This is a genomic window from Vulgatibacter sp., from assembly GCF_041687135.1.
Taxonomy (GTDB): Bacteria; Myxococcota; Myxococcia; order Myxococcales; family Vulgatibacteraceae; genus JAWLCN01.
This window is the reverse complement of sequence record NZ_JAWLCN010000019.1, coordinates 20,688-38,671: the sequence shown is the minus strand read 5'-3', so window position 1 is coordinate 38,671 and position 17,984 is coordinate 20,688. Positions and strand designations below refer to the sequence as shown.

Genomic DNA, 17,984 nt, shown 5'->3' with positions numbered 1-17,984 from the left:
GTCGACCTTGTTCAGGAAGACGACGATGTAGGGGACGCCGACCTGGCGAGCGAGAAGGATGTGCTCGCGGGTCTGGGGCATCGGGCCGTCGGCGGCCGAGACCACCAGGATGGCGCCGTCCATCTGCGCCGCGCCGGTGATCATGTTCTTCACGTAGTCGGCGTGACCGGGGCAATCGACGTGGGCGTAGTGACGGTTGTCCGTCTCGTACTCCACGTGCGCGGTCGAGATGGTGATGCCGCGCTCACGCTCTTCGGGGGCCTTGTCGATCGAACCGTAGTCCATCGCCTGGGCAAAGCCCTTCTTCGACAGAACCTTGGTGATCGCCGCGGTCAGGGTGGTCTTGCCGTGATCGACGTGACCAATCGTCCCGATGTTCGCGTGCGGCTTCGTACGCTTGAAGGTCTCTTTGGACATCGGCCGCCTCCGTAAAGAATCTGCAGAGAGAAAAAAGTGGTGCCCTCGAGCGGGATCGAACCGCTGACCTCGTCCTTACCAAGGACGCGCTCTGCCTACTGAGCTACAAGGGCACAGAACCGAAACAACTGGAGCGGGAAACGGGATTCGAACCCGCGACCCTCAGCTTGGAAGGCTGACGCTCTACCAACTGAGCTATTCCCGCTTATTTTCGGCTTCGGCTTCTACTCGATTTCGAGGAGATTCCGAAGAAAAAACTGGTGGAGGGGGAAGGATTCGAACCTTCGTAGGCTGACGCCGGCAGATTTACAGTCTGCTCCCTTTGGCCGCTCGGGAACCCCTCCAGGTTCCATCTCTTACTGGAGCTGGCGGCGGGGATCGAACCCGCGACCTACCGCTTACAAGGCGGTTGCTCTACCAACTGAGCTACACCAGCGACCCGTTGGTCGCCAACGAGCTTGAACTCTCCGCGATTCCACTTGCGTGGCGCCGCGTGCGGGACGGGCTTGTAGAAGAACGGCCCTGGTGAGTCAACGGGAAAAAAACGCGGCCCCGCATTTCTTCAACCGCGGGCCCGGCGCTGCCGAGCGACCTCGTAGAGCAGGATCGATGCAGCTGCAGATGCGGAGAGGCTCCCCACCCCTGCCCCGTGCATCGGAATCGAAACCACGCGGTCGCAATGCTGCCGGGTGAGGGGCCGCAGGCCCTTTCCCTCGCTGCCGATGACCACGCAGATCGGGCCGGTGAGGTCCACCCGGTCGCAGGGCTCGCCCTCCATGTCGGCGCCGATCACCCAGACGCCCTTCTCCTTCAGGTCGTCGAGGGTGCGGGAGAGGTTGGTGGCCCGGGCCACCTGCAGGTGTGCGGTTGCACCGGCGCTGGCCTTCACCGCAGCAGGCGTGAGCCCGACCGCCCGATCCTTCGGGATGACCACGCCGTGGCCACCCATCGCGTGGGCGGAGCGCAGGGCGGCGCCGAGGTGGATCGGATCCTGGACCTGATCGAGGGCGAGGAGCAGGGGCTGCGTCCCCGCAGCGGCGGCGACGTCGAGGAGGTCGAGGGGGTCGGCGTAGGTCGCCTCCACCACCTCGGCGACGACGCCCTGGTGCACCTTGCCGCCTGCGAGGCGGGCCACCCGCTCCCGGGGCACCCGCTCGATCCGCACGCCGGACCTGCGGGCCAGGTCGTAGAGCCGGTCGAGATCGTGGACCTTCGCTCCCTCGGCGACGTAGACGCGCTCCACCGTGCCGGGCTGCGCGGTGAGCACCTCGACGACGGGATTCACTCCGTAGACCACCGCCATCAGCGCACCGTCACCGGCACGCGCACCTGGTCGGTGGTGCGCAGGCAGGCCTCGTCGGTGCAGACGAAGAAGACCAGGTCGGCCTCGAGCTCGCCCGCGCCGGCGGCCTTCGCCTCGAAGGGGATCTCGAAGACCGGCCCCTTGCCCTCGATGCGGGCGTTGTCGGCGTAGGCCAGCTCGGCCTTGCCCACCGAGACGGAGCCGGTCCCGGCGAGCGTCGCGCGGAAGGGCGTCTCCGCCTTCACCTCGGCGCCCTCGTTCGGGCGCACGGCGATGCGGAAGGTGCCCGACTTGCCGGCCTCCAGCGAGGTCGGCTCCGCGCTCGCCTCCACCCGGTAGAGCGCTTTGGGATCGGTGGGCGCCGCTTCGCCCTTGCATGCGATCGCCGTGGCAGCGGCGAAGGCGAGTACGGTGAGGGTCCGTCGCATGTCCGTCCTGACCCCGCGGAGGCGGGAGAAAGTTCCGTCGGGGCCCTTGTAGCCCCATCCACCGCGGGCGCGAAGGGGGAACTCGCGGAAGGCTTCCCGCAGGGCCGGAAGATGGGCACCGATGCCGCATGGAGCCCACCGCCACCCTCGCCCTCTGCGGCGACGTGATGCTCGGGCGGGGCATCGACCAGGTGCTCCCCCGCTCCGTCGATCCCGTTCTCCGCGAGGAGTGGATCCACGACGCCAGGGCCTACGTGCGCCTGGCGGAGGCTGCCAGCGGTCGCATCGAGCGCCCCATCGGGCCAGGTGCGATCTGGGGCGACGCTGCGGCGGAGGTCGAGGCCTTCGCGCCTGCTGCCGTGGTGATCAACCTGGAGACCGCCGTCACCACCGCCTCCGATTTCTTCCCCGGCAAGGCGATCCACTACCGGATGCATCCGGCGAACGTGAAGGCCCTGCAGGCCTTCGGCGTGGACGTCTGCGCCCTCGCCAACAACCACGTGCTCGACTTCGGCGCGGCGGGCCTGCACGAGACCCTCGAGGTGCTCCATGCAGCGGGCTTCGCCACCGCCGGCGCCGGCAGGGACGCCCACGAGGCCTTCGCCCCGGCGGTGCTTCCCCTGGCTGGCGGGGGCAGGCTCCTCGTCTTCGCGGTGGGGATGCCCTCGAGCGGCGTCTTTCCGAGTTGGGCCGCTGGGCCCCACCGGCCCGGGGTCGCCTTTCTCCCCGGCGCCGACGACGCGGCGGCGGAGGCCTTCGCCACCCGCGTCACGCAGACCAGGCGGCCCGGGGATCGGGTGGTCGTCTCGATCCACCAGGGCAGCAATTGGGGCTGGGAGGTGGAGCCGGCGCAGGTGCGCTTCGCCCACGCGCTCGTCGAGGCGGGGGCGGATCTGATCCACGGCCACTCCTCGCACCACCCGCGGCCGATGGAGGTGCACCGCGGCAGGCTGATCCTCTACGGCTGCGGCGACTTCCTGAACGACTACGAGGGGATCTCCGGGTACGAGGCCTTCCGCGGCGACCTCACCCTCCTCTACCTGCCGAAGCTCGACGGGAACGGCGCCCTGGTGGAGCTGGTGGCGACACCGCTGCGGATCCACCGCTTCCGCCTGCAGCGGGCGAGCGCCGAGGAGGCGCGCTGGCTGCTGGAGCGGCTGCTCTCCACGAGCCCTGCGGGGCCGCGTCTCCACCTCGAAGGCGACGGGCGGATCCGCGGGGCACCGGTCTAATCGTTCCCGCCCTGCCCCGTCGCCCGCTTCGTTCCCTTCTTCGCCGCGGTCTTCTGCTTCGCCGGCGCCGGCGCGGCGGGTGCCGTCTCCGCTACGGAGCGGCTCACCGCACGTGCGTGTTTCACCATCCGCCCCGCGTGCTCCACGATCGCGCCGGCGAGGTCGAGGCCGGTGGCCTCCTCGAGGGCACGGAGGCCCGGCGAGGAGTTGACCTCGAAGACCCGCGGCTTGCCCCGATCGTCGAGCATGTCGACCGCGGCCACCTCGAGCCCCACCAAACGCGCCGCACGTGCAGCCGCCTGCTCGAAGGTGATCGGAAGCGCCACCGGCTCGAAGCGGGCGCCGCGCCCCAGGGTGCGGGAGAGCCGTCCGGCCCTGGGCATGCGCCGCACCGCGCAGACCACGCGGCCGCCCACCACCAGCGCCCGGATGTCCTTTCCCTTCGTCTCCTGCACGTACTGCTGGATCAGCACGTTCTGCCCCAGGCCGAGGATCGCTTCGAGCGCCGCCTCCAGCGAGGGCATGGTCTCGCAGACCATCACGCCCTGCCGCTCGCCGCCCTGGAGCAGCTTGATCAGCACCGGCACGCCGCCCACCAGCGGTACGAGCTCCTTGAGGCTGCGGGCATCCCGGGCCATCACCGTGGCGGGGATGTCGATGCCGTGGCTGGAGAGGAGCTGCAGGGAGCGCATCTTGTTGCGGCTCCTGGCGATCGCCTCGGCGTCGTTGACGATCCGCGCGCCGCCCAGGGCGAACTGGTTCACCACGGCGAGGCCGTAGACGGCGATCGAGGGCGCGATGCGCGGGATGACCACGTCGGCCCGGGCGATCGGCTTGCGGCGGTGGTAGAGGTGCGAGGTCTTCCCGTCGAGGTGCATCTCGCATTCGACGGGGTTGATCACGCGCACCCGCATGCCCCGCTCCCGGGCGGCTTCGATCAGGCGGCGGGTCGAGTAGATCGCCGGTGACCGGGAGAGGATGAGCAGGCGGATCGGTTTGGCCATGCGGCGGCTCCGGCGGGCTTCGCGCGCCATCCCAGGTAGCGCGCGGGAGCGCCCCTCTATCACATCAGTCGGCGCCGGGGCGCTCGACCTCCAGGCCTGCCTGCGGATCGACGTGCACCCTGCGGATCTCGTCGAAGCCCTCCTCGAGGGTGGGTGGGACGAGGCGGGAGCGGGTGACGCGGAGGGCGACGTCCGGCACCCGGGCGATCCCCTCCCGCCGGCGGTTGCGCTCCATGCAGATCCGAAGCGGCACGTCGAAGAAGACGCCGATCAGCCGGGCGCCGCGGGCGCTGCCGATGGCGAGGAGCGGTGCGCGGTCCGCCGGCGCGGGGTTGGTGTTGTCGACCACCACCGAGCGTCCCTGCGCGAGGGCCTCGTCGACGAGGTGCCGCTGGCGCCGCTCCCGGTTGCGGTTGTTGCGCATCAGGTCCTTGCTGACGTGGGCGTGGGTCGAGGCGTAGTGGTGGCGGTAGAAGCTGCTCTTTCCCGCGCCCTGCAGGCCGACGAAGATCACGAGCTCGATCACTCCGACTCGTCCTCGTCCTCGCGCCGGGCGGGATCGGACTCGAGCGCTGCGGGCGCGTCCTCCCCCGGGTCCAGCGGCTCCTCGTCCTGCTCGGGTCCGATGATCTCCGTGGGCTCGACGTCCGGTGGCCTTCCGACCCGATCCTCGTAGGCGGCCCGGCGCGCCCGCTGCTGCGCCGGCGTGGCGATCCGCTTCTCCCAGACGAGATCGACACCGGCGGCGCCGCGATCGCCGAAGCGGGATTCGAGGGCGACGGTACGCGAGAGCTCGTATTCGGCGCGGACCTCGTTGGCGTTCTCGTCCTGTTCCGGCAGGAAGTTGCGCAGGTAGCCGAGGTAGAGGCGCTCGCTCACGTAGGTGCCTGCCTCGAGTCGCGTGCCCGTCCCCACCGTCTCGAGGGTGAGGACGTCGAGGGGCAGGCGCGGGCCCAGGGCGGAGCGCAGCCGCTGTGCGGCGAACGAGCCGGCCACCGAGGCAGCGGCGCCGGCGGGATCGATCTCCCCTCCATCGACCGGCTCGCCGAAGGGATCGGTCTGGCCCGGAAGGCTCGTCCTGCCGGCGGCGATGAGCAGGGCGACCTGCGACTCGGGCAACGGGGGGTCGGAGCGCAGCCCGATCTCCGGGGCGCTGGCCCAGCCGGTGACGTCGACCCAGGCGGTTGCGTCCCGGGCCTGGTAGCGGGCGGTGAGGGAGAGCTGCGGGTTCTCGATCGGCCCGCCACCCCAGAGCGCCGCAGCCTCCTCGAGGACGAAGGAGCGGCCGAGGACCCGAACCCTGCCCCTGCGGGCGCGGACCTCTCCATCGGCGAGGACGTCGCCACTCTCCGGTCGCCGGATCACCAGCTCCGCGCCGAGTTCCGCGTCGACGTCCTCGCCGGTGACGAAGATCCGCCGCGGCGCATCGAGCCGCAGCTCCAGCGGCAACGCCCCCTCGCTCGCTGCAGCACGCAGGCGCCGCTGGCGGAGGAAGGCCTCGGGGCCGGTGACGATCACCACGTCCCGCAGCCGTGAGACCTCCTGCAGCTCCCGCGGCGGCGAACGGGGCAGCTCGATCCGGGCCCGGGGCACCTCGAGGGTGGCGAAGAGGCCCTCGCGCGGATGGAAGGTCCCCTCGAGCTGCCCCTCGGCGCTGACCCGGGCGGAGACACCGCCGGGACCGCCGATGGGGAAGGAGTCGGCGCTCACCTCGAACGAGAAGGGATCCGGCCCGGAGGTGCGCTGCAGCCTGCCATCCGCGACGAGCCGACCCCGGCCCGGGGCCTCGGCGGTGAGCCGCGCCAGGGCGAGGCGCTCGCCGGTGAGCTGCGCATCGACGGTGATCGCCTGGTAGCGCGGCCCCCCAACCAGCTCCACGTAGCCGCCGCGGACCGCGATCGTTCCGACGGGATCGAGCTCGAGGAGCGGACCGCTGCCGCGGGCCTCGAAATCGACCTTGCCGCCAACCCGGTTGATGGTCGAGACCACCGCCAGCGGCAGCAGGGAGAGATCCGTCCCGCGGACCTCGACCAGGGCCTGCATCCGGCGGAAGAGCTCGATGCCCTCCTGCGCCAGCCCGAGGGGCGAGACCGCTCCGTCGAGCCGGGCGGTGGCGACCAGGGTTCCAGCCGTCGCGTCGATCGCCGAGAGCCTTGCGTCGAGCCGGTCGGTCTGGACCACCGCGAGCTCCGCGCCGCCCAGCGGCACGCCGCGAAAGACGATGTCCTGCCCGATGATGCGCAGCTCGCCGGGCAGGTCGGCGAGGGTGCCGCGGAAGCGGCCCCGGGCAGCGACGGTGCCGGCGAGGCCGCGCCCGCCGCTCGCTCCGGCGACGAGGTTCGTCGCTGCAGCGGTGGCCGCCCTGCCGCCGAGGCCGCCGAGGTCGAGATCGGGCACCTCGATCACCAGCTCCGCCGGCGTGCTCGGCGGCGCGGTGCCGTCGATGAAGGCACGGGGCGGCGCCCCGACCTCCGCGCGGATCTCCGCGGGACGCTGGCCGTCGATGGCGACGCCGGCGACGAGGCGGCTGCGATCCGGCAGCAGCTCCACCAGGGAGGCGATCGAGAGGCGGCGCACCGGCCCCACCGGCCCACCGCGGGCCTCGAGCCGCACCACGCCGCGGGGATCGACGATGGGCCCCCGCACGTCGAATTCCGCCACCACGGCGCCAGCGAGATCGGGCTGGTCGATGAGTGCGCCCACCAGCTCGAGGTCGAGGCCACGAACCACCCCCTGCGCCCGCGAGTCGCCCGAGCGGAGCATGCGATCGATCTCCGCCTCCGGCGCGCGGCGGAAGCGGCGCGGGTCGAGGGGCGCGCCGCCCCGGAGCTCGAGCACCCGGCGGTCCGCTGCCCACGCCTCGAGATCGACGGTCGCCCGCCCCTCGTGCAGCGTGCCCGTGAGATGGGCGGCGAGGGGCGGCAGCTCGGGTGCGTCGGGAATCTCCAGATCCGAGAGGAGCACCTCGACGTCGACGTCCGGCACGCCGACCGTCCCCTTGCCGCTGATCCGCGCGCGGACGGTGCCAGAAGGCAGCTCCGTCTCGAGGGCGCTCCCGAGGCCGGCGAGCTCGAGGGGCCCCACCCGCAGCTCCAGATCGATCGGCGCTGCCGCCGGTGCGTTCATCGGGTCGATCGGGCCTGCGTAGCGTCCCACCAGGAGCCCCGTGCCACCGAGCGCCGCCTCCACCTGCCCTGCGGCCCTGCCGTCCTCGAGGCGCACGTCGCCGGTGGCGGCGAAGTCGCGCAGCCTCCCGTAGACGCCCTCCCTGAGCCGGAAGACGACCCGCCCCTCCGGCGCCGTCGCCGTCCCCTGCAACTGTGCCTCGAGGTCGACGGTGCCCGAGAGGTTCTCGGGGAGCAGGGCCTGCGGGAGGCGTTCGAGCTGGAGATCCTCCCCCTCCAATTCGATGTCGAGACGACGGGCAGTGATGCTGCCCCGGGCCCGCAGGCTTCCCCCGCCGCCCTGCTCGAGCGCGAAGCCCTCGAGCGAGATGGCGCCGTCGCCGAACTCCGCCACCGCCCCGCCCTCGCTCCGCAGCGAGCCCTCGGGATACTCGAACCGGAACTCGTCGATCGTGACGCGCTCTTGCTCGAGCCGCCCCTCGACCCGGAGCCGGGTCGCGCCGAGCTCCCGGGTCTCCACCGCGCGGCTTCTGGCCCTGGCGTCGAGGGAAAAATCGCCGTTGTCCCGCCGCTCCGCCTCGAGCTGCAGCCGGCGCGCATCGAGCCGGCCGGTGCGCAGCCGATCGGCCGTTCCTGCGAGGGAGCCCACCGGCAGGCCGTCGTCGCCGATGCTGCCGCGTCCCTGCAGGTCGAGCCCCCGTGCCTCGTTGGGGCCCCAGGCGAGGCGGGAAAAATCGAGGTCGGCGCCGACCGTGGGATCCGCCGGGCTCCCCGCCACGTCGAAGCGCAGCGTGCCCCGTCCGTCGAGCGGCGGCCGCTCCTCCCCGAGGAGGTCGGCGACGAAGCGGCTCGCAGCGCCGAGATCGCTGGCGTCGAGCCGGCCCTCGAGATCGAGGGCCTGCGCGGAGGCGTTGCCCTCCACGCGAAAGGTCGCGCCGGGGAGCTGCAGCCACGAAGGATCGAGGTGCAGCGTCTCGCCCCGCAGGACGCCCGCGATCGCTGCGGGCCCCACCTCCCTGCCGATCAGCGCGCCGGGTTGGAGGAGGAGCTCGACGCGGAGATCGGGAGACGGCAGCAGGGTCCCCACCGCACGGGCGCTGCCGGCGATCCGGCCCTGCGGCGCATCGACCACCCAGGCGGCAGGATCGACGCCGGCGAGGATCGTCTGGGCGAAGAGGTTCCCGTCCGGCCGATCGTACCAGCCGTCGATGGCCACGACGCCGCCCTCCTCGCCGGTGCTCAAGCGGAGGGCGACGCTCGAGCGATCGCGAGCGATCCAGAAGTCGCCGTCGATCGCCAGGTCGGAGGCGAGGGGGATCTCCAGGGCACGCGCCTGCTCCGAAGCGATCTCGCCGTCGACGATCAGGCGCCCCTCGAGGGCCCTCATCTCGCCGCGGCCCTTCACGTGGAACTCGCTGTCGCCGAGGACGACGTCGAGCCGCAGCGCGTCGAGCCAGTTCTGCGCGAAGGCCCCCTCGACCTCGAGGGCGAGGGGCGCCCGCACCGGCTCGACCGCGCGAGCGAGCAGGTCCAGCTCCGCCCCCGCGCCGCGATCGTTCCACCAGCCGGCCGCGCGGGCCTCGATGTCGCGCACCAGCACCTGCGGCTTCGCGCCCGGGGCTTCCGCGAACAGGAACGCGGTGTCCTCGACGTGCAGCCGCTCCAGGCGGATCGGCAGCGGCGGATCCGGCGGCAGGGGCGGCGGCGGGCCCTCGCGTTCGGGCTCGGGCTGCTCGGGGGCCGGATCCTCGGGCTGGAAGGCGGCGCCGATGTTGACGTCGTCGTATTCGGCGAGCTCCACGATGGAGACCCTGCCGCCGGCGATGGAGACGTCGCCCACCAGCTCGCCGCCGAGGAGCGCCCACGGCGAGACCTTCACCCGCAGATCGCGGACGGCGATGGTGGGCGCGCCGGTGGGGTCGAGGACGATCACCGTCTCGAGGCGGAAGCCGAGGGTGCCGAAGGTGCCGACCTCGCCGATGCGGATCGTCCCGTCGATCACCTCGGAGAGCCGCTGCTCCACCTGGCCTGCGAGGACGCGGGCGCCCCAGGGCGATCGCAGGAAGCCCCACAGGTTGAGCACGAGGATCGGCGGCAGGAGGAGGAGGAAACCGACCACCGCGACGAGGCGTCGCTGCCAGGAGGAGCGCGCCGCCATCAGAAGGCCTCGCCGATCGAGAGGAAGATTGCGAAGTAGTCGAGCGTGTTCTGCTCCACCGGGTCGCCGCCGTTGACCGGGATGCTTGGGTCACGGAGCACCCGGTAGCCGACGTCGAGGCGCGCCGGTCCCACCGGGGTCCGGTAGCGCAGGCCGGCGCCTGCGGCGAGTTGCAGATCGGCGATCCGGAAGGCTGCAGCAGGCTCGGCGGCGACGTTGCCGGCATCGAGGAAGAAGGCGCTCGACCAGCTCTCGGCGAAGTACCAGCGGAACTCGGTGGTGCCGAGAACGCTCGAGTTGCCGCCCAGCGGGATGTAGCGCGTCTCGCCGTCGACTTCGACCGCCTGCAGCGGCGAGAGGCGGTCGGCGCCGAAGCCGCGGAAGCCGTCCGCGCCGCCGCCGAAGTAGCGCACGACGATCGGCGAGCAGCCCACGTCGTCGAGGTAGGGATCGAGCGCCTGCTCGGGATCGCACGTGCTCAAGGGATGCAGGTAGCCGAAGGCGAGCCTGCCGGCCAGCACCCATTCCTCGCCGAGCGGGATGTAGCCGCGGGCCTCGGGGGTGAAGCGCAGCCAGGCGAAGTCGCCGCCGAGGCCGCCCTCCTGCACGCCGAAGGAGGCGTACCAGCCGCGGCGGGGCTCCAGAAGATTGTCCCTGCGGTCGGCGACGAGGAGCTGCTCCACCCAGGAGAGCGTGCAGCCGGCGGGGCAGTCGCCCACCAGCGAGGGACGCACGCCGGGGGTCGCGCCCACCACCTCGTCCTCGTTGAAGACCGAGACGTCGAAGAAGTGGGTCACGTTGTAGCTGGGCGTGAGGTAGAGCCAGTGGCGGAAGCGGATCGGCGTGCCGATCCGTCCGGTGACCGATTGCGCGGTATAGGAAGGCGTGAGCTCGCGCTCGTAGGCGACGCTGGTGCTCAGGTCGACGCGGGTGGTGATCAGGTCGGGCTGGGTGAGGCTGAGCACGGAGGAGCCCGCAGGGCCCGACTCCCCCACCAACTCGGCGCCGGGGTTGAGGAAGCGGTAGGCGAGCTGGTTGGACCAATGCAGCTGCTGCAACCCGCCGAAGACGTTGAGGTGGGTGAACTCGGCGAGCGCCCGGGCCTGGTAGTAGCTCTGGTCGAGGCCGACGCCGGCGCCGACGCGGATGCGGAGAAAGTCGGCCTCGTTGACCGCGATCACCACCGGCGCCACGGCGGGGCCCTGGTCGATCGGCGCCGGTGGCTCCGCCGCCGCCGGTTCCACGGGTTCCCCCTCCGCTGCCCGCAGCGCCGCAGCCTCCGCCTCGGCCCTGCGGGCAGCAGCCCTGCGCTCGGCCCGCTCCCGATCGGTCACGGTGGCCACCGAGAAGACGCCGAGCCCGAAGACCTCCGCCTGCGCCTCCTCCATCGCCGTGGGCGAGTAGCGATCGCCGCGCTCGAGGAGCGGGAGCGCCGCGTTGCGGATCCGCGTCTCGTCGACGAGGAGGTTCCCCTCCACTGCGATCTCGCCGAACTCGTAGATCCGCCCGGGCTCCGCCACGAGGATCAGGTCGGCGGTGCCCTCCGCAGGTCCGACCTCCACCCGGGCCTCGACGGAAGCGTCGGCGTAGCCGCGGTTGCGGAGGCGGGCGACCACCGACTCCTTCCACGCGAGCCAGTCCGCCTCGACGAAACGATCGCCCCGCTCCAGCGGCGGATCCTCGAGCACCTTCGCCAGCACCTCGGGTTCGAGGTCGTCGAGCCCCTCCACGAGGAAGGTCCGGATCTCGGTGGGAGGCCCCTCGTTCACCAGGAAGTCGATCTCCACCTCGTCGTCGCCGAGCGAGCGGACCTCCGAGTCGACCTGCGCCGCGTAGAAGCCTTGCTCCTGGTAGATGTCGCGGATCCGCCGGAGGTCCTGCGCCACCGCGCCGGGATCGAGGCGGTGCACGCCGCCGAAGAAGAGGAAGCGGTTGGTCTCCCGGGTGGCGATCCGCGAGCGGATCAGCGAGTCGGAGACCTCCTCGTTGCCGAGGACGCGGAGCTCCTTCACCACCGGGCCGGTCTGCACGAGCTCCGGCACCGCCGGCGTGGAGGCACAGGCGGCGAGCAGGAGTGGCAGGAAGGGAGCGAGTCGGAACCACATGCGCCGTCCAACGTGCGCACGCCTTCTCGATTGCGGGACACCCGAGGCCTGCTTTGCCTGCCATCCGGCGCCGGCTCTCCCTCCCCGAAAGGGCGAGCTCTGCACGCCGAGCGTCTGCCCGCCCCGGCGGCTGGCCGGACGACCACCCGACGTCGCGGAATCACCGCTTTTCACCCCGTCCCGGCCGGGCCGGTTGTCGCGAGGGGCCACACGGAGCAGGCTGCAATCCGGGCGTAGCTGTCAGGGTGCGCAAAGTCTTTCGCACCACTGTCACCTGGAGTACTCAACCGCGGGGATCCCGAAGGAGGGCCCCCTTTACCCCAATCGGGGGAAGAGCCTCGGAATGGTTGGAAATTTCGCGTTCTGCCCACCGTTCCACCGGGGCATGGCATGTTCGCTGCAAATGGGTGACGCCGCGGGTCCGAAGCGTGCCGCACTGCGGCATCCGCTTCTCACCCCGCCTACCGCCGACCGGAGCGTCCCTGCATGAACCTCACCGCCGCCGAGAGCAAGGTCGCAGTCCTCCTCAACGCCAACGCCAAGCGTGTCTCGCGCCGGGTCCACAACGCCCTGCGCCACGTGGTCCCCGAGGACGACCTCTTCCTCTCCCGCACCGTGGCGGACGCCCGCAACATCGCCCGCGCCGTGGTGGACCGGCAGTACCGCACCGTCTTCACCGGTGGCGGCGACGGCACCTTCGTCTCCTTCGTCACCGAGATCCTCGACGCGGTCCGGGAGCACGCGACCTTCCAGCTGCCCCGCTTCGGCGTGCTCAAGCTGGGCACCGGCAACGCGCTCGCCGGCATGGTCGGCGCCACCGCCGGCGAGGGGATCCTCGACGACGTGCTCCGCGCCAGGGCCGGCGAGGTGCCGAGCGTGCGGCGGATCGATCTCATCACCACCGACGGCAGGCTCACCCCCTTCGCCGGCATCGGCCTCGACGCGGCGATCCTCAACGACTACGTGGCGGTGAAGCGCAAGCTCGGCCAGGGCAGGTTGAAGCGACTTGGCACCGGCGCATCCGGCTACGCCCTCGCGGTGGCGACCCGCACGCTGCCGCACTACCTGGTCCACCGGAAGTCGCCGGAGGTCGAGGTGATCAACGGCAGGGGCGTGGCCACGCTCGTCGGCGCCGACGGCAAGCCGGTGAAGGATTTCGGTCCCGGCGAGCTGCTCTTCCGGGGCCCCGCCTCGATGTGCGCCGGCAGCACCGTTCCCTTCTACGGCTTCAACTTCAAGATGTTCCCCTTCGCCGGGATGGTGCCGGGCCGCATGCAGCTGCGGGTGAGCAACCTCAAACCCTTCACGGTCGTCACCCATCTCGACGCCATCTGGAAGGGCCGCTTCCGCCACCCGGATGTCTCGGATTTCCTCGTCGAGGACGTCATCGTCCGGGCCAACGAGAAGCTCCCGCTGCAGATCGGTGGTGACGCCGAAGGCTACCGCGACGAGATCCGCCTCGGCCTGGCGCCCCGGCAGATCGAGCTGGTCGATTTCTCCGCGCTCAACTGAAACGGTTGTCGCCGCAAAGGAAAACGCCCGGTCCCCGTTGGAGGGAGCCGGGCGTTTCTCGTTCCGCGATGCCTTCGATCCGATCAGAGATAGAAGACGACGCGCTCGTCCTTCCAGAACGACTCGTAGACCGCGCGCCGCTGCTCCTCGCTCTGCAGATGCACGAGCACGCTGACGCTGTGGTAGTTGCCCTTGCCGCTCTCGCGGATCGAGCAGGAGTCGGGCGAGACGTAGCCGAGGATGCCGCCGACGAGCCCGCGGACGTGCTCGTCGAAGGGGGCGCCCTCGGCCTTGCCGATCGCCTTGAAGGTGTAGAAGCACGGGTACTTGAGGAGGGGGGCGTTGGCTGGAGTTTCGGTCATGTCGTTCCTCCTCTTTTCGGAGCTGCGGGCTTAGAGCAGATTTGCAGCCAGCTCGGCAAGCTGGCTCCGCTCGCCCTTGGTCATGGTCACGTGTCCCGCGACCTTCTCGTGCTTGAACCGGTTGACCACGTGGATGAGTCCGTTGTTCGTCGAGTCCACGTAGGGATTGTCGATCTGGTACGGGTCGCCGGTGAGGATGATCTTCGTCCCGTCGCCGGCCCGGGTGATGATCGTCTTCACCTCGTGGGGCGTGAGGTTCTGGGCCTCGTCCACGATGATGAACTGGTTCGGGATCGAGCGGCCGCGGATGTAGGTCAGCGGCTCGATGGCGAGAACGCCGAGATCCATCAGCTCGTGGTAGCCGCGTCCCGCCTTCTTGTCCGAACGGCTGAGGTTCATCAGGAATTCGACGTTGTCGAAGATCGGCTGCATCCAGGGATTGAGCTTCTCCTCGACGGTGCCGGGGAGATAGCCGATGTCCCTGCCGAGCGGGAAGACCGGACGGCTCACCAGCAGCCGGTGGAAGACGCCCTCCTCCATCGTCTTGGTGAGGCCGGCGGCGATCGCCATCAGTGTCTTGCCGGTCCCCGCCTTGCCCACCAGGGTGACGAGCTTCACGTCGTCGTTGAGGAGCAGGTCCATGGCGAAGGACTGCTCCTTGTTTCTCGGGCGGATCCCCCAGATCCCCTCCTTGGGCAGGCGGATCAGCGGCACCGCCCGACGCTTCTCGGAGGACCATTTGGCCACCGCCGAGTGGTTGGGATTCGCTGCGTCCCGCAGGATCAGGAATTCGTTCGGCGGCCGGCGCTCGTCGTTCTCGTCGAGCTCGGGGACCACCGCCTCGCCGGTGGCGTAGAAGGTGTCGACCACGTCGCCGGAGACGAGGACCTCGCTCTTGCCCGAATAGACCTCGTCGAGGCCGACCCGCTCCGCGTCGTAGTCCTCCGCCACCAGCCCGAGGGCGTCGGCGCGGATGCGGAGGTTGGCGTCCTTGGTGACGAAGACGGTGTCGCGGTCCTTCTCCCGCTCGCGCAGGTCGAGGGCCACCGACATGATCTTGTTGTCCATGAGCGCGCCGTTGGCGTGCTCGCCGGCCATCTGCCTTCCCGAGAAGAGGACCCGCAGCGTGCCGCCCGTCTGCAGGGTCACGCCCTCGCCGAGGTTTCCCTCCTTGCGGAACTGGTCGAGGTACCGGGCCACCTGCCGGGCGTTGCGCCCGAGCTCCGAGAGGTCGCGCTTGAACTGATCGATCTCCTCGATGACGTAGATCGGGATGACGACGTCGTTGTCGGAGAAGCCGAAGATTGCGCGGGGATCGTGAAGCAGGACGTTGGTGTCGAGAACGAAGTTCTTCCGCATGTGCGGCAACACCCCTTGCTAGGGTTGGCTCCCATCTGCCTCCATCAAGCTAGCACCGAGCAGGGGGCCAGGCAGCCCGGGTCTCGGTTTCTTCCCTGTGGCACCTCCGTGTCGTTCGGCGCCGGACGTGTTGCCGGGCGGGCGACCGCCCTTCTGCTTCACCATGGGTGCGCCACGTTCCGCCACGCAACGACGGTGCGGGGGCGAGGGGCCCCCCGTCGTGCACGTGCACGTTGGACGCACCATCTTTGGAGGCGATGGCCGAGTCCGTTTTCCACCGTCTGGTGACGCGCACCGAAGAAGCGCTCCTCGCCCGCACCCTCAAAGGGCGGCGGCTGGAGCGGGACGTTTGCGACGAGAGCGGGAAGGTCTGCTTCGCCGCGGGCAGGGAGATCGACCAGGCGATCCTCGACGAGGCGCGGGAGCTCTCCCTCCTCGAGGAGCTCGCCCACGCGGCGGAGCCCGGCACGAGCGACACGGAGCTGGAGGATCTGCTCTGGTGGCGCAAGCACCACCACGATCAGGCCCGCGAGGGCCACGATTGAAAGAGCGGCTGCTCCTCGTCCTCAACCCCGTTGCCGGCGGCGGCGCCTCCACGGAGGCGGTGCTCGAGGTCGTCCGCCAGCTGCGCGAGCAGGGCCATCCGATCGACGTCGAGGCGACGAGCGAGGTCGGCCAGGCCCGGCGGATCGCTGCGTCCCGTGCAGCCGACTACGACCGGGTTGCTGCCTGCGGCGGCGACGGCACCATCTCCGAGGTGGCGGCGGGGCTCCTCGACAGCGGGGCCGGCAAGCCGCTGGTGGTCGTTCCCGCAGGGACCGCCAACGACTTCGCCGCTGCCATCGGCGCCGGCGCCCTGCCCGAGGAGGCGCTGCGCCTCGCCTTCGAGGGGCGCCTGGCGCCGCTCGACGTGGGCTTTGCCGGGGAGACGCCCTTCGTCAACGCCGCCTCCGCCGGCGTCGCCGCCGAGATCTCCGAGGGCGCCAGCGCCGAGCTCAAGGCGGCAATCGGTCCGCTCGCCTACCTGGCCAGTGGCCTCTCGCGGCTGGGGAGCCTCCACGGCTTCGAAGGCGCAATCGAGGGCGCCGAGGGACGCTACGAGGGGCCGGTGCTCTTCTTCGCGGTGGCCAACGGCCAGACCGTCGGCGGCGGCACCCGGGTGGCGCCGGAGGCGCTGGTGGACGACGGCCTCCTCGATCTCGTGATCCTGCCGGCGCTCCCCGCCTCGTCGCTGATCGGCGCGCTGCGGGCGCTCCGGGCCGGGACCCAGCACCCGGGCCTCGTGCGGATGCGGGGCGAGCGCTTCTCGATGGAGGCGGATCGGGAGGTGACGATCACGTGCGACGGCGAGCCGGTGCGCAGCAGCGCGATCGACTTCCACGTGGCCCCCGGCGCTCTCTCGCTGGTGGTGCACGGACCGGCCCCTGCAAGAAGATGGAGCGGGGAAGTCGCGCAGGGAGAAAGTCGTTGACACCCATGGGGCGTTTTGAGAGAACGCCGCTCGTTCGCAGCGCGAATTTGTCGCGGGGTGGAGCAGCCAGGTAGCTCGTCGGGCTCATAACCCGAAGGTCCCAGGTTCAAATCCTGGCCCCGCAACCAACTCGAGGCCCCATCGGCGTGCCGGTGGGGCCTTCGATTTCGCAGCGAACGACATTGTCGCGGGGTGGAGCAGCCAGGTAGCTCGTCGGGCTCATAACCCGAAGGTCCCAGGTTCAAATCCTGGCCCCGCAACCAAAAGAAACCCCGCAGGCCAGTCGGTCTGCGGGGTTTTTCTTTTGCGACGCATCGGTCGGGACGAGTCAGTCGTGCGCGAGCTGGAGGTCGTAGATCACGACCTCGCCGTACGCGCCGGCCACGTCGCCCTTCTCCAGGTTGGACTGCGTATAGGCGCCGGCCTTGAAGTAGCAGCCGGAGGCTGCGCGGGCGAGGTCCAGCGCGAGCACGTCGTCGTAGTGGACGCGGATGCGCCCGTCGCTCGCGACCATCTTCACGGTGAAGACGGTGCCGAGTTGGTAGTTGGCGTCCAGGGTGGCGAGCTCCTCGCCGCCGCCTTCGACGAAGAGGTGCTCGCCTTCGAGGCGGATCATGATCACGTCGTCTTCCGCGTCGTGGATCTGGCCGGCCACGACGTGCGCCTTCACCTCGGGCAGGTGGGTGATCGCCTGGCGGATCTCCAGGGTGTGGGTGCCGGAGGTGGTGGACCAGCTCGCCTCGTCGGAGCCGTCGGCGGTCATCTCGCGGAGTTCGGAGCGGGGGTAGCCGGAACCGCTGGTCGTGGCGCCTTCGACGGGTGCGCGGAAGACGACGCCGTCCTTCTTCGCGGTGAGGCCGAAGAAGGGATCGATCGCGAAGTCTGCGAGCTCGGGCTGCCGGATCTCGTCGGGATCGCCCTCGTGCGGCGTCTCCACCGGCAGCGTCAGCTTCCAGCTCGAGAGATCGAGTCGATCGGCAGGCAGCTCGGCGGTCGGCGCCGGCTCCTGCGGCTCCACGGGCTCGGTGGGCGCCCCGGGGTCGATCGGCTCCCCGGGCGCACCAGGCTCCCCGGGTGCCCCAGGCTCGGTCGGGTCCTCGGGAGCGGGCCGGGACGGTATCTCCGGCGAGGGCGCGCCAGGGGACGGCGTGTCGCCCGCCTGCTCGGACGCCGGCTGCGATCCGCCACAAGCGGCGAGCATCGCCGCCGAGATGGCAAGCGCACGGAGGGTCGTCGGGCGAAGGGACAAGGGCGCCTCACGGGTTCGCGGTTCGGGTGGCGAGAACCGGTGGCTGCCGCCCGGAGATTCCCTGCTACGGTCCCCGTTGCGACCGGATCGCAGCCTCCGTGTCGAGCGCAGCGGCGGCCTCGTTCGCGGTGCACGAGCGCAAGAGCAGGAAGAGGAGAGCGGTGCCGATCAGGGAGACCACGATGCTCCCGAGGCAGCCGAGCCGGTTGGAGAAGAAGACGAACATGGGCCCGCAGCATGGGCACGCTGGCTACGCCAC

The 17,984-nt window shown here is 70.8% G+C and carries 15 protein-coding genes and 6 tRNA genes; 6 read left to right on the top strand and 15 right to left on the bottom strand.

Going from position 1 to position 17,984, the window contains the following annotated elements; genetic code table 11:
• The 7 genes from ACESMR_RS23825 to ACESMR_RS23795 form a co-directional block, all read right to left on the bottom strand.
• Window positions 1–417 (bottom strand): GTP-binding protein (locus ACESMR_RS23825; protein WP_373049243.1); only part of this gene is annotated, 417 nt, incomplete at its 3' end.
• A gap of 37 nt (window positions 418–454) precedes the next feature.
• Window positions 455–530 (bottom strand) — tRNA-Thr (locus ACESMR_RS23820).
• A gap of 16 nt (window positions 531–546) precedes the next feature.
• Window positions 547–622: transfer RNA gene (locus ACESMR_RS23815), tRNA-Gly, on the bottom strand.
• 53 nt (window positions 623–675) lie between these two features.
• Window positions 676–761, bottom strand: a tRNA-Tyr gene (locus tag ACESMR_RS23810).
• A 16-nt stretch (window positions 762–777) separates the two neighbouring features.
• A tRNA-Thr gene (locus ACESMR_RS23805) sits at window positions 778–853 on the bottom strand.
• 126 nt (window positions 854–979) lie between these two features.
• The gene (rlmB, locus tag ACESMR_RS23800; RefSeq protein ID WP_373049628.1) at window positions 980–1,720 is read right to left on the bottom strand and encodes a 23S rRNA (guanosine(2251)-2'-O)-methyltransferase RlmB; all 741 of its coding nucleotides are present in this window, start codon (window positions 1,718–1,720) and stop codon (window positions 980–982) included.
• Window positions 1,720–2,148 carry a hypothetical protein gene (locus tag ACESMR_RS23795; protein WP_373049627.1) on the bottom strand — a complete coding sequence of 143 codons (429 nt, stop codon included), beginning with the start codon at window positions 2,146–2,148 and terminating at the stop codon, window positions 1,720–1,722. The genes rlmB and ACESMR_RS23795 overlap by 1 nt, the downstream gene beginning before the upstream one ends.
• Before the next feature lie 128 nt (window positions 2,149–2,276).
• Here ACESMR_RS23795 and ACESMR_RS23790 point away from each other — a divergent pair, with 128 nt between their 5' ends.
• A complete protein-coding gene (locus ACESMR_RS23790; RefSeq protein ID WP_373049626.1) occupies window positions 2,277–3,380 on the top strand; it encodes a CapA family protein in 1,104 nt (367 codons plus the stop codon).
• On the opposite strand, the gene ACESMR_RS23785 is transcribed toward ACESMR_RS23790, so the two are convergent.
• The 4 genes from ACESMR_RS23785 to ACESMR_RS23770 all read right to left on the bottom strand — a co-directional run bounded on the left by ACESMR_RS23785 (window position 3,377) and on the right by ACESMR_RS23770 (window position 11,772).
• A complete protein-coding gene (locus ACESMR_RS23785; protein ID WP_373049629.1) occupies window positions 3,377–4,372 on the bottom strand; it encodes a RimK family alpha-L-glutamate ligase in 996 nt (331 codons plus the stop codon). The genes ACESMR_RS23790 and ACESMR_RS23785 overlap by 4 nt on opposite strands.
• Window positions 4,373–4,448: 76 nt before the next feature.
• Window positions 4,449–4,910: an AAA family ATPase gene (locus ACESMR_RS23780; protein ID WP_373049625.1), complete on the bottom strand. Its 462-nt coding sequence runs from the start codon at window positions 4,908–4,910 to the stop codon at window positions 4,449–4,451.
• Complete coding sequence (locus ACESMR_RS23775) at window positions 4,907–9,667, bottom strand: translocation/assembly module TamB domain-containing protein (protein WP_373049624.1); 4,761 nt, start codon at window positions 9,665–9,667, stop codon at window positions 4,907–4,909. The genes ACESMR_RS23780 and ACESMR_RS23775 overlap by 4 nt, the downstream gene beginning before the upstream one ends.
• The gene (locus ACESMR_RS23770; protein WP_373049623.1) at window positions 9,667–11,772 is read right to left on the bottom strand and encodes an outer membrane protein assembly factor; all 2,106 of its coding nucleotides are present in this window, start codon (window positions 11,770–11,772) and stop codon (window positions 9,667–9,669) included. The genes ACESMR_RS23775 and ACESMR_RS23770 overlap by 1 nt, the downstream gene beginning before the upstream one ends.
• Before the next feature lie 486 nt (window positions 11,773–12,258).
• Here ACESMR_RS23770 and ACESMR_RS23765 point away from each other — a divergent pair, with 486 nt between their 5' ends.
• On the top strand, window positions 12,259–13,284 hold the full coding sequence (locus tag ACESMR_RS23765; protein WP_373049622.1) for a diacylglycerol/lipid kinase family protein: 1,026 nt from the start codon (window positions 12,259–12,261) through the stop codon (window positions 13,282–13,284).
• An 83-nt stretch (window positions 13,285–13,367) separates the two neighbouring features.
• Here ACESMR_RS23765 and ACESMR_RS23760 read toward each other — a convergent pair whose 3' ends face one another.
• Both ACESMR_RS23760 and ACESMR_RS23755 read right to left on the bottom strand, forming a co-directional pair.
• Window positions 13,368–13,646: a DUF493 domain-containing protein gene (locus ACESMR_RS23760; protein ID WP_373049621.1), complete on the bottom strand. Its 279-nt coding sequence runs from the start codon at window positions 13,644–13,646 to the stop codon at window positions 13,368–13,370.
• A 30-nt stretch (window positions 13,647–13,676) separates the two neighbouring features.
• On the bottom strand, window positions 13,677–15,005 hold the full coding sequence (locus ACESMR_RS23755; RefSeq protein WP_373049620.1) for a PhoH family protein: 1,329 nt from the start codon (window positions 15,003–15,005) through the stop codon (window positions 13,677–13,679).
• A gap of 257 nt (window positions 15,006–15,262) precedes the next feature.
• Between ACESMR_RS23755 and ACESMR_RS23750 the strand changes: the two genes are divergently transcribed.
• From ACESMR_RS23750 to ACESMR_RS23735, 4 genes are all read left to right on the top strand, one after another.
• Entirely contained in the window at window positions 15,263–15,550 is a 288-nt protein-coding gene (locus ACESMR_RS23750; RefSeq protein ID WP_373049619.1) for a hypothetical protein, read from the top strand.
• Window positions 15,547–16,476 carry a diacylglycerol/lipid kinase family protein gene (locus ACESMR_RS23745; protein WP_373049618.1) on the top strand — a complete coding sequence of 310 codons (930 nt, stop codon included), beginning with the start codon at window positions 15,547–15,549 and terminating at the stop codon, window positions 16,474–16,476. The genes ACESMR_RS23750 and ACESMR_RS23745 overlap by 4 nt, the downstream gene beginning before the upstream one ends.
• 51 nt (window positions 16,477–16,527) lie before the next feature.
• Window positions 16,528–16,604, top strand: a tRNA-Met gene (locus ACESMR_RS23740).
• 58 nt (window positions 16,605–16,662) lie between these two features.
• Window positions 16,663–16,739, top strand: a tRNA-Met gene (locus tag ACESMR_RS23735).
• 65 nt (window positions 16,740–16,804) lie between these two features.
• Here ACESMR_RS23735 and ACESMR_RS23730 read toward each other — a convergent pair.
• Window positions 16,805–17,494, bottom strand: a complete 690-nt coding sequence (locus tag ACESMR_RS23730) for a polysaccharide lyase family 7 protein (RefSeq protein WP_373049617.1) — start codon at window positions 17,492–17,494, stop codon at window positions 16,805–16,807.
• 295 nt (window positions 17,495–17,789) lie between these two features.
• Window positions 17,790–17,951, bottom strand: a complete 162-nt coding sequence (locus ACESMR_RS23725) for a hypothetical protein (protein ID WP_373049616.1) — start codon at window positions 17,949–17,951, stop codon at window positions 17,790–17,792.
• Window positions 17,952–17,984: the final 33 nt, after the last annotated feature.

What these genes read in the sequence shown, in the direction of transcription:
- ACESMR_RS23760 (WP_373049621.1), bottom strand. Translation starts at nt 13,646, where the DNA reads ATGACCGAAACTCCAGCCAACGCCCCCCTCCTCAAGTACCCGTGCTTC.
- ACESMR_RS23795 (WP_373049627.1), bottom strand. Translation starts at nt 2,148, where the DNA reads ATGCGACGGACCCTCACCGTACTCGCCTTCGCCGCTGCCACGGCGATC.
- ACESMR_RS23750 (WP_373049619.1), top strand. Translation starts at nt 15,263, where the DNA reads ATGGCCGAGTCCGTTTTCCACCGTCTGGTGACGCGCACCGAAGAAGCG.
- rlmB (WP_373049628.1), bottom strand. Translation starts at nt 1,720, where the DNA reads ATGGCGGTGGTCTACGGAGTGAATCCCGTCGTCGAGGTGCTCACCGCG.
- ACESMR_RS23755 (WP_373049620.1), bottom strand. Translation starts at nt 15,005, where the DNA reads ATGCGGAAGAACTTCGTTCTCGACACCAACGTCCTGCTTCACGATCCC.
- ACESMR_RS23725 (WP_373049616.1), bottom strand. Translation starts at nt 17,951, where the DNA reads ATGTTCGTCTTCTTCTCCAACCGGCTCGGCTGCCTCGGGAGCATCGTG.
- ACESMR_RS23770 (WP_373049623.1), bottom strand. Translation starts at nt 11,772, where the DNA reads ATGTGGTTCCGACTCGCTCCCTTCCTGCCACTCCTGCTCGCCGCCTGT.
- ACESMR_RS23790 (WP_373049626.1), top strand. Translation starts at nt 2,277, where the DNA reads ATGGAGCCCACCGCCACCCTCGCCCTCTGCGGCGACGTGATGCTCGGG.
- ACESMR_RS23775 (WP_373049624.1), bottom strand. Translation starts at nt 9,667, where the DNA reads ATGGCGGCGCGCTCCTCCTGGCAGCGACGCCTCGTCGCGGTGGTCGGT.
- ACESMR_RS23765 (WP_373049622.1), top strand. Translation starts at nt 12,259, where the DNA reads ATGAACCTCACCGCCGCCGAGAGCAAGGTCGCAGTCCTCCTCAACGCC.